Origin of the sequence: Emcibacter sp. (genome assembly GCF_963675455.1) — a bacterium.
GTDB lineage: Bacteria > Pseudomonadota > Alphaproteobacteria > Sphingomonadales > Emcibacteraceae > Emcibacter.
Genome location: NZ_OY776217.1, coordinates 1,032,392 through 1,047,074, shown reverse-complemented (window position 1 = coordinate 1,047,074; position 14,683 = coordinate 1,032,392). Strand labels below are relative to the sequence as shown.

Genomic DNA, 14,683 nt, shown 5'->3' with positions numbered 1-14,683 from the left:
ATATGCCTCCTGACTGATCAATCTGGGGACAATATGGGGCTGACACCAAGCTCTGACAAGCCGGAATCATTCTCCCTGTGATAAAACAGGCAATAATTTGGAACTTTTCTACTCGACGGCGCCGGCAAACATCCAGAAAGCCCGGACTTCAGGCGCGTTCTCCTGACCTGAGATCCTGTTGTTCAACGCCGTCAGCGAGCGAGAATTCCACCCAGAATATGCTGCCTTTGCCGACTTCGCTTTCCACACCGATCCGCCCGCCCATCTGCTCCGTAATCAACCGGGAAACGCTGAGGCCAAGACCGGCACCCTCTGTCGACGTCATCGACCCGTTATCCAGCCTCTGGAACATGTCAAAAAGGGTACTCAGATCCTTTTCCGCGATTCCCTTGCCGGTATCTTTCACTGACAGGCGCAGCATCTTCTCCGCAGTCAAATCTGCCGATACAAATACGGACCCTTTTTCGCGATTATATTTAATCGCGTTGGACAACAGATTGAAAACGACCTGCCGAAACCGCAGTTCGTCCACCCAGATCAGAATCTCTTTTTCCGGATCAAGGTCATGGCGGATTTCGATTTGCCGTTCCCCGGCAACGGGTTTAAGCTGCCGGATACACTGATCCACTATTTCAAATATATCGACGGCTTCATAGTCAAATTCCACTTTCTCGGCCTCGATACGTGACAGATCCAGAATGTCATTGATCAACTGCTTCAGATGATGGCCGCCGGTCAGAATATATCCTACCTGTTCATCCTGTACGTCGGACAGACTGTGCCGTGGATCGCTGCGCAGGAATTCGGCAAACCCGATGATGGCATTGAGCGGCGTACGCAATTCATGACTCATATTGGCAAGAAACTCGGACTTGGTCCGGCTGGCTTTTTCGGCAAGCTCCTTGGTATGCTGTAACTGTCTTACGGTTTCCTTGTGTTTGCCCACTTCCCGCCTGAGGCTCCGGTTGGCCTGTTGCAGCGCCTCGGTTCTTTCACGTACAATTCTCTCCCTCAGATCAAGCGCCGTGGTGACCTGTTGCTCCACAAGTTTGAGAACCTTGCTGATCAGATAGAAACCCAGCGCAAACAAAACAATGGACAAGAATATATTATTCTGCAGTTGCGACCTGAATTGCCGCAGAGAAGGCGAGATATCACGGACCAGGGCCAACCTTCCGACTTCCTGTTGCCTGACATCCCGTAACGAAATCGTCGTCACTTCATAGGTCCGGTCGTCAAACTGAAGCCGGTCTGCTTCCCCGGACGGGCTGGCAAGGCCCCCGAGAATTTTTTCCTCTCCGGCAAAAGGTGAATTGTCAATAACAGCATAGTCCTCCAGCCGGTCCCAGAGGACGCCGTAGCCGGATTTGTCCATCCAGGCGGACAGGTTGTTCCTGTCCAGATAGGATTTATTGTAGGCTTCAATCATGACCAGACCTGACCGGCTGGTCAGATGCTGCAGAATATTATTCACCTCTTTGCCCATTTCAAGATAACCGATCAGACGGCCGGTATTGTCCTTCCAGGGCATAACCACCCGCAGGGTCAGGGCGCCATTGATGCCAATTTCCAGGCCGCCGAACAGTTTCCCCGATTGCTCCGCCTGGCGGGTTGTATAACGGTCAATGACGTCACCATATTGTTCGGGATTGTGAACGCGGAGGAAGTTCGTTCTGTCAGGGCCGGTAAAATAGAGATGGGAAATCTGATAGTCGGTCTCCAGCTGCTCTAAAAGCGGCCGGGCAAGTTGATACAGACGGGACCGATCACGCGCCAGAAAGGCCCCTTTCAGTGCCTCGATCTCCTGCATCGGCCTGATGGCCATAGCCATGGCCTCTGCCTCGCTTTCCACCTCGTCGGAAAAATCGCGCTGGAATTCGCTCGTGAATTTGCTGGTTTCCGCAGTCAGAAGTTCCTTGGCACCCCGGACATCCGTCATTACCCAGATAAACACGATCATGGCGAATAAGAAGGAAAAGAGCAGAGCAAGTGGAAGGCGCAGACGCCGGCCATCCTTCAGGATCCGTCCCAGAATCCTTTCAGGCAGCTTTCCTTCGGTTTTTCTCTCCAGCGCCTTGTCAATTTCGGCATGCACCATTAATTTCAGCCCTCGCAGACGGCATTCATCACAATATATTACAATAACATTGATTAGAAAAAGTTAATATTCTTACCGCTGATGTTTTTTTGTCAAAGACAGTGTAATATGGAACACAGTTCTCCCGCGCCGGGGAGGCGTAAAACCTGACATAAGGAAGGCCGGGCCATGCCTGCAAACAACAGCATCAATTATATTGAGTTTCCCCTGAAAAACAGCGATGCCACAATCGACTTTTACAGCCGTGCGTTCGGCTGGACATTCACCAGGTGGGGCGACGATTATCTGAGCTTCGAAGGCGCCGGCATTGACGGTGGTTTCAACGGCGCCGGAACCGCCGGGATCACCACTCCCGGCGTTCTGGTTGTGCTTTATTCATCGGATCTGGCCAAGACAGAACAGGCTGTCTCTGATGCCGGCGGCACACTTACCCAGGCGACATATGATTTCCCCGGTGGCCGCAGGTTCCATTTCAAAGACCCCAACGGCAACGAGCTGGCCGTGTGGTCAGAGAAGTAACGGCACCTGCCTGCCGGACGGGCTTATCCGGTTAGATGATCAGATATCCGATAATGGCGAATGTCGCCGCAACAAGCGCATAGGGTAGCTGGGAGTAGGCGTGCTGAAAAGGCGTACAGCCGCTTGCCTGCGCAGTGAGAACTGTCGCGTCGGAATAGAAACACGCATGACTGCCGAATGTGGAGGCTGACAAGGTTGCCCCGATCACGATCGTCATATTGGCGTCTAAACCATGACCGAGGGAGACAACAATCGGCAGGATAATCACAAACACACCCCAGTTCGAACCGGTGGCAAATGATACCGCGGCCATGACGATGAAAATCAGCACCGGCAAATATTCAGCCGTCACAAAAGGGCGGAGGGATTCGATCGCCTGTTGAGCCAGTCCCAATTGATCATTGATTTCCTTTAACAAAAACGCACAGATCAGGACGGTCAAAGGCTCAATCATCATTTTAAAACCTTCGATACATACATTGATGGCCTCGGGCAAACTGAGGACCTTCTTGAACACCATCAGTGCAATTGTAACAGCCAGGGTAAAATATACTCCCCTCAGGAAATCCAGATCGAAATACATTGTTGAAGACGCCAGCATCAGCAAAGGCAGAATGAATAACCACGCCCGGGGCTTTCCATCCATTTTTCTTCCCATTAATTGTCGGCTTTCAGCGCTGTTGTCGAAGCCCGGCGGCACACATTGTCCGGATGCCGCCCTCATCTCCGCCGCCTTCATCGCGCCAATTAATGGAAACCTCCCGGAGATCACAAACGGGACCAGCAAAAAGGCCGCCCATGCATAAAACATATAGGGTATTGACTGAATATATACCCAGATGCCCTGTCCTTCGGCGGCCAGTCCGTTTTCTTCGAGCAGCGCCGCAAAAAACACCCCCCAGGTCGAAATCGGTATCAGGACACTGACCGGTGCTGCCGTTGAATCCACGATATAAGCCAGCATTTCCCGGGACGTTTTATATTTGTCCGTGATTTGACGCATCGCGGCCCCCGCCGCCAGGGAATTCAGGTAATCATCCACAAACAAAAAGATGCCCAATATCCAGGTGACATAAAGCGCCCCTTTTTTACTTTTGATATAGCGGATGGACGACTGCGTGAAAGCTTCTGCGACACCGGTACTTATCAACAGCGCAATCAGGCTGCCCATGCAGGTACAAACCAGGATAACCCAGGCAACGGTATCATCCATCATCACTTTCAATGAGCCTTCACTGATAATGGAGAGCGGGTTGCCAGGGTTCACGATAATTGCACCGACCACGACACCGGCCAATATCGATTCAATGGCGCGATGGCTCCAGAGGGCAAGAGCAAGAACTATAAATGTTGGTAAATAGACCAGTAACGTCGGGTATTCCATTCGATAACACCTTATAACTATTTTCTTATGGCCTTAATGAAACCCGGGGCCAATGCGCCACCCCGATCCCCGCGAATTTATTCCTGATCTACGGGATTGGCAAATTAATTTGTTGCCCCCGCGATCTAAATCCATGAAAACCCGGCAGTTTACCAGACTCTCCTATTGGCCTGTCGCATTGCCTCCTGCGGTCCGGGTTGGCTTCGGAGGGGCATAACTCTGCCGGCCACGCGGGAGGATAGGCCGCGCGCCGTGGCCAGTTGTCACGCCGTATGGCCTGCCCCCGGTGTCACCGAGGTCGTCGACAACCTGCATGTATTATAAAATTTGCTAACTCTTTGAACCCCTGAACTGGAAGGTCCCTCACAGAATCTTCCGTTTTTCTTCTCCCGCAACAATAATCAGCCCGATTTCGACACTTCCTGCATGACGCTTGACGGACATCAAGAAACATCAAAAAGGGCTCACCTAGAATAAAAACGATATGAGTATGAAGGAGGCTCACTGGGATGAGGTTGCAACAGGAAAAACCATATCTCGACCAGATTACCGAACAGGAAAAAGTCGCCTATCTCTCCAGACGCGCCTCCTACCCTGAAACCACAGGTATGGTTAAGACACTGGAGACCCATATGTCATGGGTTTTCCTCACCGACAGGTATGCCTGGAAAATGAAAAAAGAGGTTTGTTTCGAAGGGCTGGACTTCAGCACTGTCAGGAAACGGCAATATTACTGCATGGAAGAAATACGGCTCAATCGCTTCTTTTCTGAAGCTGCAAAAACCGATATTGCCCCCGATGAGTATATCCAGCTTTTCAGTACAAAAGTCCGGCAATCCCGGGATACCTTTTCATATGCCCGCCCCCGGTTCATGGCCCATCTTGCCCTCGAACTGACCACCGTGCTTGAGACAGCATTGGCAAGCGAAACCCTGTGCGGTCAGCTCGCCGAGCGAGTGGAAAAAAGCATATTGTGGACGGCCATGGGGATCTGCGGCCGCAACACATCTTCCTGACCTCCAAACCGGTCATCATTGACTGCCTGGAGTTCAACCAGGATCTCAGGCGGCAAGATCCGGCAGACGAAATTGCCTTCCTGGCCATGGAATGTGAACGGCTGGGACAGCGTGAAGCAGCCCGTAAAATCCTGTCGGTCTATTTTCTGGCGAGCGGGGACAGGCCGCAACAGGAACTCCTTTATTTTTACGCCTCGTTCCGGGCGCTTCACAGGGCAAGGATCAAGATCCTGAATTTGGAATATACGACGTCCCATCCCCTCAGGAAGATTTTGTCTGACATACATTCCTATCTCAAAATTTCTCTCGGCTTTGCCCGGGAACTGGGCAACATGCTGTCACTCCGGAATAGCTAAAGCTTCCGATTATTGCCATCCTCCCCACTTCCTGAAAAAATAAAGAGACTCGCTTCACTTGAGCAGCGCCATATTGCTTTTTGCTATGTGATTTTACTTTTTATACAATAGGCTCCAGAATAAAATAGAGATTCTGATAATATATCAGTTGGTTATAAATTTCTTTTTTTACTCCTGCAAAAAACATTTGTCAGCACTATGTAATATATCATTTCACACCTACAGTATGTAGTTGGAGTAATATTGTATCAAAGAAAGTGCCAGCGTTTCATCTTGAAAGTATTGATCCATACTAGTGAATACAGGGGGCCGCCATATGAAAATTATTCCATTCCTCAGGACAAGCGAGATTTTTGCAAATCTGGCTGAAGAAGAGCTCGCGGAAATTGCCGAACTGGCGACAATCAGGCATTACCCGAAGAAATCAAATCTTTTTTTACAGCACGACCCGATAGACCGTTTTTTTATCGTCATAGACGGCTGGGTCAAATTATTCCACAATACATTCGACGGGGATGAAACGGTTATTGCCCTGATGGGGCCGGGGGACTTCTTTGGGGATGTATTTGTTACGGACAAGTTCGGTTATCCCTCAAACGCGGGGGCAATCGAGAGGTCTTCCGTGGTGGAAATACCCATGAACACCCTGAAAAAAATCGTTAAGAAAAGTCCCGATTTTTCATTAGCCTTGCTGCAGAGCCTGTCACATTCCGTCCAGAGGTTGCAACTGGAAAACGAACATCTGACAGTTATGGATGCCAAACAAAGGGTGGCCTGTTATCTCCAGCAGCTCTTTTTCAATACAAATGGGCTGTCACATCATAATAGTGAAAAAAATACGCTGAACCTTCCGATGGACAAGCAACTTCTCGCCTCGCGACTGGGCATGAAACCGGAAACTTTTTCACGAAGTCTCAAGGCGCTGGAAGAATACGGGGTCAGCGCAAATAATGGCCAGATAAGTATCAATGACAGCAAACATCTGGAGCATTTATGCTGCTCGCATTGCTCGATCAGTCCACAGAACTGTATCAAAATGAATCGTTTTGTTAATCATTGCTATTTACAAAAGACCTGATTGGCAAACATCACATGCCCCTCCCCAAACAGCGGAGAAAAAGATAAATCTAGCGAGCTGCCGCCTGGCTCGGGACCGGCAGGTGCCGGTTCTTCCAGCCTACGGCATGTTCCACGACCTCTGTCAGCTCCGCCTGTACCGGGTCTCTTCTCAGAATCCCGCCAAAGGAAAGAATGCCGGAAACCTTACCCTTGTAATCCTTCACTATGAGACGGCTGACATTATGCCTGTGCATAAGTTCCGCAGCATTTCTCAGAAGATCGTTTTCATGACAGATATGTACATCCCTGCTCATGAAATCCCTCACTCTCTTGGAAAAGATATCACTGCCGTTTGCAAGGGCCCGGATGACTATATCCCGATCGGTTATAATGCCCTCCAGATCATATTCAGACCCGACAGGAAGTACCCCGCAGTTAATCCTTTTCATTAACCTGGCGGCATCCTGAAGTGTTGCGGTTTCACTGATAAAAACGGGATGAGTGGTCATCAGCTCTCTTACGACGGTGGCAGTCATAATTGATCTCCTGTGAGGTGTGATGTTGAAGACTCTGACCCTAGCGCTTCCGCCCGGCTGAGGTCCTTGACGGGCGTCAAGGGTTGTCCCATTATGAGACAAATATTTCCTGTCCACCCATCCCACTCACAATTTAAAAAGCCCCGGCCCCTTTGTTTTATTGGTTTTGGGGTAGGATTTAGCTCCGCTGACCTTGGCGCTGTTTCACGCTGCGTTGCAGCGCTGCGCCTTCGGTTAAACCCTACTTCTCCGTAGGTTCAATTCTGACCGACGCATGACTAAAACGACAAAACCCAGCACGGGGCTGGGTTTGTTCGTTTTGGTTGCGGGGGTTGGATACCAACTGAACCTATACTCCGATTTTCTAAGCCTAGCAGCATAAATATAGAACAATCCAGAGACGCAAAATATAGCGTAATTTAGCCTCGAAACTGTCCAACCAATGGGGAGTAGCTTAATCCTGCTCTAAGTGAAATATCCCCTCTCCTTTCGGCAAGTGGAAGACTTGTTGTTTGAACGAGGTATCGGTGTCAGCCATGAGACAATTCGTCTTTGGTGGAAACGATCCGTCCCTCGCCTCACAGATCGACAAGAAACGCAGAAGCTTTCCCCAACAATATTCCTCCTGGAAATGGCATCTTGATGAGGTCTTTGTGAAAATCAGAGGAGAGCTTCATTATCTGTGGCGCGCCGTCGATCATGAAGGGGAAGTCCTGGACTCTATTGTCACAAAGAAAAGGAACAGGAAAGCAGCGTTGAAGCTTCTAAAACGCCTCATGAAACGATATGGGCGCGCCCGATTAATCGTCACGGATAGACTGAAATCATATAAAGCTGCCTTGCGGGAAATTGGTTGTACCGACAAACATGACACAACAAAGGGACAAAACAACAGGGCAGAAAATAGTCACCTGCCCTTTCGACGACGGGAACAGGCTATGCTGAAATTCCGCAAAGAGGAAACCCTCCAAAAATTCACTTCAATCCACGCTCAGATCTACAACCATTTCAACGGAGAACGACACCTCACCCGCCGATCAATATTCAAACCATTTCGCTCAGATTCCCTGACTGAGTGGAAATCCCTCATGGCTTAAGTTCTGCCCGTTCGGGAGTTGCTCTGACTATTTCCAACTTCCCTTGACAGTGCCTACAAGACAGATCTGAATTTACTGACCGCTGATCACTGTCCGCCGGCTTTCTGTCTTTCGGCACAACCGCTGATCCAGGTATAAACCAGCCCCTTCACCTGCAGATCGAAATCACCCAAATCCATACCATCCCCTTCGATATGAACAGTTTTGACATTCTTCATCTTTTCAAAAATCGCAGCAGAATTTTCCTTGCCCCAGGCCGCCCAGTAGCGGTCATTGAAACCACTGGAATATCCGCCGTCCTTGGAAATAATTTTCTCGCCGCTGTCCAGTGTCATTGTCATCGGGACAATACGCTCCGGATCTTCCTTTTGCGCTTTCGGCCAGCCGTTCACACTGATTTGCGTGTTCAGATTTCCATCCTTTACACGATAGGAAAACTCCAGCTTCATCGGTTTGTCTGTACCGGGCGCATTTCCACCCTTGAAACCGATGATGCAGCCGCCTTTTGGAGTGCTGGTTGAAAAATTGAGATTCATCGTTTGCTGGGCGAGGCTCCAGTGCGGCAGCGCAACGGCAGCGGAAAGGATGGTGGCGTAAATTGCAGATTTCATTTTATTCATCGGACTTCCTCCAGACTTATCAACAATAGGGGTTTGACATGGGGCAGGCACTTGTTCTGCCTACGGTGTAGTTGACGGCGTTGTTCCAGTTTTGTTTATCCAGCGCCTGCTGACTTCTCCGCCAGCTTTCACTGGCCAGGCGCCCGGACCCTCCACCGTAAGAATATGGCGTATTGCGCCGTCCTTCTGCCCAGGCGGCGGCGGCCAGTCCAAACTGATAGGCCCAGTCATTTTTGCGCCGTTCGGCGGCCTCGGCCATTTCCTTTGCCCTGCGGGCTTTATTATCACGGATTTTCTGCGCCTCCATGGAGCGATAAATGGCAATGGCCATTTCATCGCCCCTGGCAGCAGCAAGCGCCATATAACCTTTCCCTTTCTGGCGATCAAGGGGCACACCGTCTCCATACCAATAAGCCATGCCAACCCATTTCGCGGCTTCCACATGTTGTTGCCTGGCGGCGTTTTCGAACAGGATGAACCCGTCGGACTTGTTGATCTGGTCAATGAGCCCGGGTTTGCCGTAATAAAGCCAGCCAGCCAGTACCCATTCTGCTTCTGCCACGCCTTCGTGCATTAAACGCACCACAGTATCCAGGGAACGATTTTTCTGAGCCCGGCCTTTTCCATGGTCTATGATTTGAATTGCATGAGACAGCTGTTGTTTGGCCGGAAGCGAAGGATCAATTGGCTGAGTTCTTCTGCGATATATTTTCGCCATTTTTCCAAAAGCTTCAACCTTGCCGCATGCTTCGGAGCTTCCCAGAGCGCAGGCTTTATCAAGCAGCGCGATCATGGCAGCATCATCCTGCGAAACATTATTGAAGCCGTTTTTATAGACAGCGGAAAGATTGAGACATCCCTCGGCCAGATCCATATCACAGGCATCACGGAAATAAAGCGGGATTTCCCAAAGGGCGAGACCGTTGCCGGCACCTTGTTTCCAGCCCAGCTCCCCCGCATCATTACAGGCAAAGGCATCTCCCGCCAGACAGGCCTTGGCCAGAATCTTGACACCCTGGGATATCTTTTCCTCTGAATTGTCTTCAACGAGGTAACGACCGTAAAGAGCGCAGGCCGGGATTGTATTTCCCTCGGCCTCGAGGCAGCCTTTCCGGGCCGCCGCGCTGGCCTTTTTGGGATCAGCTTTTACCCCCCGGCCCTTGTCCCGGGCTTCCGCCAGTCCGGTGCACCCCCAAGCCTGTTTTTTCTTGCAGAATTTGGTGAAAAGCTCGACGGCCTCAGCGGGAGATTCCGCATTGTTGCGGTCATAAAACAAAGCGACCGCCTTCAGGCGGCATCCTTCGCTGTTGCCTTTCTGGCAGGCGCGCTCAATCAACTGTTCGGCTCGTGACCTGTTTTCATCTGAACTGGTCGAGGCGAGGCTTTCGGCAAGTCTGGCACAGGACGTCTGATCATCAAGGTCGTTACATCCCCTTTGCGCCGTCTCGCGAGTCAGTTTTTCATCTGTGAAACCGGCATCTCCGGCGCGGATAATCTCTGCGGCCCGGCTGCAACCTTCGCCGGCCCCTTTTTTGCAGGCCTCCAGGTAATAGCCAAGGGCAGTGCGTATCTCCAGCTTCAGGTCGCCTTCACCAATTTCGAAGGCCCGGGCAAGCCGGAGGCATTTGTCAGTTTTTCCCTTCAAACAACCGCTGTTCCACTTGATGGCGACACCATAGAGGACAACAGGCATATTCTGGTGACCGTTGAAAACCGCGCTGTCCCTCCTGCCTTCGTGGCCGAGAGGAATTTTCTCTGCTGCATAACCGATCTGGCTTACCCCAAGAAAAACAAACATCAGGAGAAAATGAGGCAGACGCAGACGGGTAAGAAACATTTTTATCTCCTGAATTGAAACCGGCCTCTTTTCCTGACATAAAAAGAAGCTGGTTGTGAGGACATTTTAAAGGAACCTGTTCCTGCGGCGGCGCAGGCCAAAGCCCACTGCACCCAGGCCAAGAAGCGCGAGCGAACCGGGTTCCGGCACCGTAGTAACGTCACCGGGCTGCTGACCGCCTCCCTGGCCACCGCCGGTCTGGTCGCCACCTCCGGTCTGACCGCCGCCTGAGACCTCACGTATGCTATAGGTCAACCCAGTCGGAGAATCATCCCGAGGTGTCTCCGCCCCAAACCCAAAACCGATTTGTGAGAAAAATGGATTACTTGAATCGGGGTATATCGCGTGTGCTCCCCATGGAGTATTGCCAAACTTGGAAACAAAAGGGGTGCCAGCCAGATCGTCTATATCCGGGAGATTGGTATCCGGCCATAAATCTCTGGTCGCAGAAAATAAGTTAAGTTTGAAGTCCTCGAATAATATATCGCCATTTGCAGCATCCCCGCTTGCAAGCAGGGGCAACGGAGGCATTTCGGTAAGAGCCGGATCCCGGGGAGCAGTACCATGAAAATTATAGCGGTCGTCATCGGTAAAGAGATCGATGATCATAAAATCCGTATAAAGGGGGCCTGCCAGTGGTTTGTCATTTGTCACCTTCAGGCGACCAAAATGTCCAGACGTGCTGCCGCTGTAGACTGTGCTTCCAGCACGTTCCAAATCAAAACCGAAATAGGTAACTGCACCATTATAATAGGCGGTCGAACTGGCGGCGAATTCCTGCGTTCCGGAAACCGCTGTATCCGTATCATACTGTATTGTGAAATGAGCCACATCACCCGGATTTACATATGGATTGCCACTCATATAGGGTGCATTCCCGACGCTGAATACCGGCGATGACATTTTTATCTCAATAATGGAAGCCTCGGCCTGCATGGCATTAAGAGACACAAGCCCCATCACTGTGCAAAGAGCCGTTGCGGCCATATTGCCGCTCATAAAATTGATTTTTTCTATAACATAAGCAGGTAACATTTTTACCCTCCAGTAAATTAAATATAGTCACATAAAATTGTCTGTCTGCCGGTCCGAAAACCGGCCGGAATAATATCTGTTGTTTAAAAGGAAGTGCCCCATAGCCGTAATATGATGCTGGTAACTTTCCCCACTAATCAATACTCTCCGACTCAAGACTATAAAAATGGGGATAAGTTTAATATCCCCTGTTCCGGGGATATGGGAAGTCAGGATGCAGGGCGTATATAGTTTCGGATAACAGAATATTATTGTAATAAGACTTACTGACAGAGTATTCTTGGGGCGGTGTGGAAGAGGGTATTTATATGGTTAGAAGTGCTTTACCAGCGACACCTTTCGCTCGGCTCTTTCTGGTCTTTGTCGCTGGTTTAATTGTGTTGTCAGGCGTCATTTGGTATGCGCTCAAACAACCTGGCCTGGAACTTCCATTTGCTCTCCAGCCAGGAGCAGTTGTAAGTGCCGGACCGGATTCCATGACACTGGAAGCTCTTGATCAGGTGCCGGAGCCCAGCGAGTTGATTGACGATGAAATGCTCACCCGATTTTATCAACGTCAGGACAGGCTTGCAAAAATACTCTCGTCTGACGTCGTTATCATCGAAACTTCTGAACAACGCTTGAGCATTGAGCCAAAACCACGCACCTTCTGGAGCCTGCCCGCCATATTCTGGGCCCAGCTGTTCGCCGGCTTTGGGGCATTGGTTATTTCGGGATGGGTGTGGGCTCTTCGTCCGGACCGACTTGACTCCAATTTCTTTGCCATAAGCGGAGTCTCCATACTGGTGTCTGCACTGGCGGCCGCAATATACAGTACCCGTGTACTTGCATTACCGGCTTCCGTTTTTCAGACTCTCAGTGCAATAAACCTGATAGGAGCCTACTCCTTTGGAATGGCCATGATCGGCCTGTTTCTGATTTATCCGGTGCGCCTGAAAGGCTGGAAATTTTTCCTGGTAACATCGGTCGTTATTTTCAGCCTCTGGAGCCTGTTTGCAACCCTCGGGATGGTGCCCGCTGCGCTGGGCGCAAATCTGATCATGTTGTCCGAAATGATCGGTATTTGCCTGGTTATTGCAATCCAGTATTTCAGTACAGGAAACCGCCCGGAAGAACGCGCGACGCTGACATGGTTCGGGTTGTCGGTGTTTGTCGGCGCCGGCGCCTTTATCGCTCTTACCGTCACACCCTTGCTTCTGGGCGGCGAGGTGTTTATTGAGCAAGGCTACGCCTTTCTGTTCTTTCTTGTGATCTATCTTGGCCTGGCAGCCGGTCTCAGGCGGTACAGGCTGTTTGATATTGGGGAATGGGGATTCCGTATTCTGTTTTATATGGCGGGTGTTTTCGTACTCGTGGCCCTGGATACTGTGCTGGTTTATGTCATTTCCATGGATCGTTTTCCGGCCCTCGGGTTTTCGCTTCTGATCGTCGGCTTCCTGTATTTGCCCTTCAGAGAGAAACTGTGGCGCATTTTCGTGCGGCGCAGTTCGCTGGAAGACCACGAGATTTTTCACGCGGTTATTGATGTAGCTTTTGAAACCACCGACAACAAAAGAGCAGATCAGTGGATAAAGCTGGTACGGCGTCTATTTGAACCGCTGGAGTGGCAAATCCTCACTCCCTCCCCTCTGGAACCGGAAATCCGGCAGAACGGCCTTGAACTCGCCATCCCGGCAATTTCCACCTTGCCGGGGGTCTTGCTGCGATCCCCCTGGAACGGTCGCGGACTTTTTGGAACTCTCCATGTGAATATCGCCCGACAATTATATCAGTTGATGACATATGTGGAAAACAGTCGGAATGCCTATGAGCAGGGTGTGGCAGAGGAAAGGCAGAGAATAGCCCGCGACATGCATGACAATATAGGCGCGCAACTGATGTCGGTACTCCATAACAGAAATGCGGAGCGGAAGGATGCCCTGGTCCGCGAAACACTGTCCGATCTTCGGGACATAATCAACGACCATTCCCGACAGGCGCTGACATTTGAAGAGGCCCTTGCTGACATCAGAATGGAAACAGCGGAAAGACTAGCCGCAGCAGATATTGAACTGGAGTGGTCGGTCGAGGTAGATCAATCACCGCCTCTTTTCCCCCAACTTGCACATGGTTTGCGCTCGATCATTCGGGAAGCGACAAGTAATATCCTGAAACATGCCGGGGCCGGAAGCGCGACGGTGACACTTGGCTATGGCAACGGTGTTATCTCCCTGGAGATCCGGGATGACGGCCGGGGGCTGGTGCAGGTGCCGGGACATAATGGCAATGGTCTCGGAAATATGCAGGCGCGCGTCACCCGCCTCGGGGGAACAATAAGCTTTCCTGAAAGTCCCACAGGCCTGATCCTGAATATACGCCTGCCCTATTCCAGGGAGGGCCGGCTGGCATGAAAAATATTCTGATTGTTGAAGATATTGCAGAAAGCCGGGAATGGCTGAAGGAAATTGCCCGGGCCGCCTTTCCGGAATGTAAAGTTACCGAAGCGACGGATATGCGCCGGGCTATTGCGGTAGCCGTACAGGAGACTTTTGACCTTGCTCTGATCGACCTGGGCTTGCCAGACGGGTCCGGGCTCGAAGTACTGAGATATCTGAAGCTCAGGCGTTCTGATACACTGTGTGTCATCACTACAGCCATGGGAGACGATGCACATATCGTGGCGGCCCTTGCGGCCGGTGCGCAGGGGTATCTGCTCAAGGATCAACCGCCGGATATGATCTCGAGGCAGTTAAAACAGCTGTCAGAGGAAATTCCGGCGCTCTCTCCATCCATCGCCCGGAGGATCATGGAGCATTTTCGGCTTACCGGCCCCTCCGCGCAGCCAGAAGGAAGGCTTACAGCCCGGGAGCTGGATGTACTCGCTCTTATTGGAAAGGGTTTGCGGAACAGTGACGTCGCCCGCAGCCTGGAGCTGGCGGAATCCACTGTCGCCAGTCATATCAAGGCCGTTTATCGCAAACTGGGCATTTCCTCCCGGGCCGAGGCTTCCTGGCATGCCACTCAGCTTGGTCTTTTGTCAAACACTGGACCCACCCGTGAGAAAACGTAACTCAACTCTTCAATTACAACGAAATGCTTAAAACTGAGTAGCCTGTGAAGTGGCGCAAGAACAGCCCCTGAATCTCC

Annotated in this window: 12 protein-coding genes and 1 pseudogene; 7 read left to right on the top strand and 6 right to left on the bottom strand. The window is 51.0% G+C overall.

Annotated elements, in window-relative coordinates; genetic code table 11:
* Positions 1–148: 148 nt before the first annotated feature.
* Positions 149–2,098 carry an ATP-binding protein gene (locus ACORNT_RS04685; protein ID WP_321396002.1) on the bottom strand — a complete coding sequence of 650 codons (1,950 nt, stop codon included), beginning with the start codon at positions 2,096–2,098 and terminating at the stop codon, positions 149–151.
* 168 nt (positions 2,099–2,266) lie between these two features.
* On the opposite strand from ACORNT_RS04685, the gene ACORNT_RS04680 reads away from it, so the two are divergent.
* A complete protein-coding gene (locus tag ACORNT_RS04680; protein WP_321395999.1) occupies positions 2,267–2,617 on the top strand; it encodes a VOC family protein in 351 nt (116 codons plus the stop codon).
* A gap of 31 nt (positions 2,618–2,648) precedes the next feature.
* Here ACORNT_RS04680 and ACORNT_RS04675 read toward each other — a convergent pair whose 3' ends face one another.
* Complete coding sequence (locus tag ACORNT_RS04675) at positions 2,649–4,001, bottom strand: Na+/H+ antiporter NhaC family protein (protein WP_321395996.1); 1,353 nt, start codon at positions 3,999–4,001, stop codon at positions 2,649–2,651.
* Positions 4,002–4,510: 509 nt separating this feature from the next.
* On the opposite strand from ACORNT_RS04675, the gene ACORNT_RS04670 reads away from it, so the two are divergent.
* From ACORNT_RS04670 to ACORNT_RS04660, 3 genes are all read left to right on the top strand, one after another.
* The gene (locus ACORNT_RS04670; RefSeq protein WP_321395993.1) at positions 4,511–5,017 is read left to right on the top strand and encodes a hypothetical protein; all 507 of its coding nucleotides are present in this window, start codon (positions 4,511–4,513) and stop codon (positions 5,015–5,017) included.
* Entirely contained in the window at positions 4,975–5,373 is a 399-nt protein-coding gene (locus ACORNT_RS04665; protein ID WP_321395989.1) for a hypothetical protein, read from the top strand. Before ACORNT_RS04670 ends, ACORNT_RS04665 begins: the two co-directional genes overlap by 43 nt.
* A gap of 316 nt (positions 5,374–5,689) precedes the next feature.
* On the top strand, positions 5,690–6,451 hold the full coding sequence (locus ACORNT_RS04660; RefSeq protein ID WP_321395986.1) for a Crp/Fnr family transcriptional regulator: 762 nt from the start codon (positions 5,690–5,692) through the stop codon (positions 6,449–6,451).
* A 49-nt stretch (positions 6,452–6,500) separates the two neighbouring features.
* On the opposite strand, the gene ACORNT_RS04655 is transcribed toward ACORNT_RS04660, so the two are convergent.
* The gene (locus ACORNT_RS04655; RefSeq protein ID WP_321395982.1) at positions 6,501–6,968 is read right to left on the bottom strand and encodes a CBS domain-containing protein; all 468 of its coding nucleotides are present in this window, start codon (positions 6,966–6,968) and stop codon (positions 6,501–6,503) included.
* Positions 6,969–7,437: 469 nt separating this feature from the next.
* Between ACORNT_RS04655 and ACORNT_RS04650 the strand changes: the two are divergent.
* Positions 7,438–8,065, top strand: a pseudogene (locus tag ACORNT_RS04650) (IS6 family transposase); the annotation flags it as partial.
* Between the two features lie 86 nt (positions 8,066–8,151).
* Here the strand turns inward: ACORNT_RS04650 and ACORNT_RS04645 are convergent.
* The 3 genes from ACORNT_RS04645 to ACORNT_RS04635 form a co-directional block, all read right to left on the bottom strand.
* Positions 8,152–8,685 carry a hypothetical protein gene (locus tag ACORNT_RS04645; RefSeq protein WP_321395976.1) on the bottom strand — a complete coding sequence of 178 codons (534 nt, stop codon included), beginning with the start codon at positions 8,683–8,685 and terminating at the stop codon, positions 8,152–8,154.
* A gap of 19 nt (positions 8,686–8,704) precedes the next feature.
* Positions 8,705–10,522, bottom strand: a complete 1,818-nt coding sequence (locus ACORNT_RS04640) for a hypothetical protein (protein ID WP_321395974.1) — start codon at positions 10,520–10,522, stop codon at positions 8,705–8,707.
* A gap of 66 nt (positions 10,523–10,588) precedes the next feature.
* On the bottom strand, positions 10,589–11,557 hold the full coding sequence (locus ACORNT_RS04635) for a PEP-CTERM sorting domain-containing protein (protein ID WP_321395971.1): 969 nt from the start codon (positions 11,555–11,557) through the stop codon (positions 10,589–10,591).
* 476 nt (positions 11,558–12,033) lie between these two features.
* Here ACORNT_RS04635 and ACORNT_RS04630 point away from each other — a divergent pair, with 476 nt between their 5' ends.
* Both ACORNT_RS04630 and ACORNT_RS04625 read left to right on the top strand, forming a co-directional pair.
* Positions 12,034–13,947: an ATP-binding protein gene (locus tag ACORNT_RS04630; protein ID WP_321395968.1), complete on the top strand. Its 1,914-nt coding sequence runs from the start codon at positions 12,034–12,036 to the stop codon at positions 13,945–13,947.
* Positions 13,944–14,606 carry a response regulator transcription factor gene (locus ACORNT_RS04625; protein WP_321395965.1) on the top strand — a complete coding sequence of 221 codons (663 nt, stop codon included), beginning with the start codon at positions 13,944–13,946 and terminating at the stop codon, positions 14,604–14,606. Before ACORNT_RS04630 ends, ACORNT_RS04625 begins: the two co-directional genes overlap by 4 nt.
* Positions 14,607–14,683 lie beyond the last annotated feature (77 nt).

What these genes read in the sequence shown, in the direction of transcription:
- ACORNT_RS04675 (WP_321395996.1), bottom strand. Translation starts at nt 4,001, where the DNA reads ATGGAATACCCGACGTTACTGGTCTATTTACCAACATTTATAGTTCTT.
- ACORNT_RS04670 (WP_321395993.1), top strand. Translation starts at nt 4,511, where the DNA reads ATGAGGTTGCAACAGGAAAAACCATATCTCGACCAGATTACCGAACAG.
- ACORNT_RS04680 (WP_321395999.1), top strand. Translation starts at nt 2,267, where the DNA reads ATGCCTGCAAACAACAGCATCAATTATATTGAGTTTCCCCTGAAAAAC.
- ACORNT_RS04635 (WP_321395971.1), bottom strand. Translation starts at nt 11,557, where the DNA reads ATGTTACCTGCTTATGTTATAGAAAAAATCAATTTTATGAGCGGCAAT.
- ACORNT_RS04660 (WP_321395986.1), top strand. Translation starts at nt 5,690, where the DNA reads ATGAAAATTATTCCATTCCTCAGGACAAGCGAGATTTTTGCAAATCTG.
- ACORNT_RS04630 (WP_321395968.1), top strand. Translation starts at nt 12,034, where the DNA reads ATGACACTGGAAGCTCTTGATCAGGTGCCGGAGCCCAGCGAGTTGATT.
- ACORNT_RS04685 (WP_321396002.1), bottom strand. Translation starts at nt 2,098, where the DNA reads ATGGTGCATGCCGAAATTGACAAGGCGCTGGAGAGAAAAACCGAAGGA.
- ACORNT_RS04655 (WP_321395982.1), bottom strand. Translation starts at nt 6,968, where the DNA reads ATGACTGCCACCGTCGTAAGAGAGCTGATGACCACTCATCCCGTTTTT.
- ACORNT_RS04645 (WP_321395976.1), bottom strand. Translation starts at nt 8,685, where the DNA reads ATGAATAAAATGAAATCTGCAATTTACGCCACCATCCTTTCCGCTGCC.
- ACORNT_RS04625 (WP_321395965.1), top strand. Translation starts at nt 13,944, where the DNA reads ATGAAAAATATTCTGATTGTTGAAGATATTGCAGAAAGCCGGGAATGG.
- ACORNT_RS04640 (WP_321395974.1), bottom strand. Translation starts at nt 10,522, where the DNA reads ATGTTTCTTACCCGTCTGCGTCTGCCTCATTTTCTCCTGATGTTTGTT.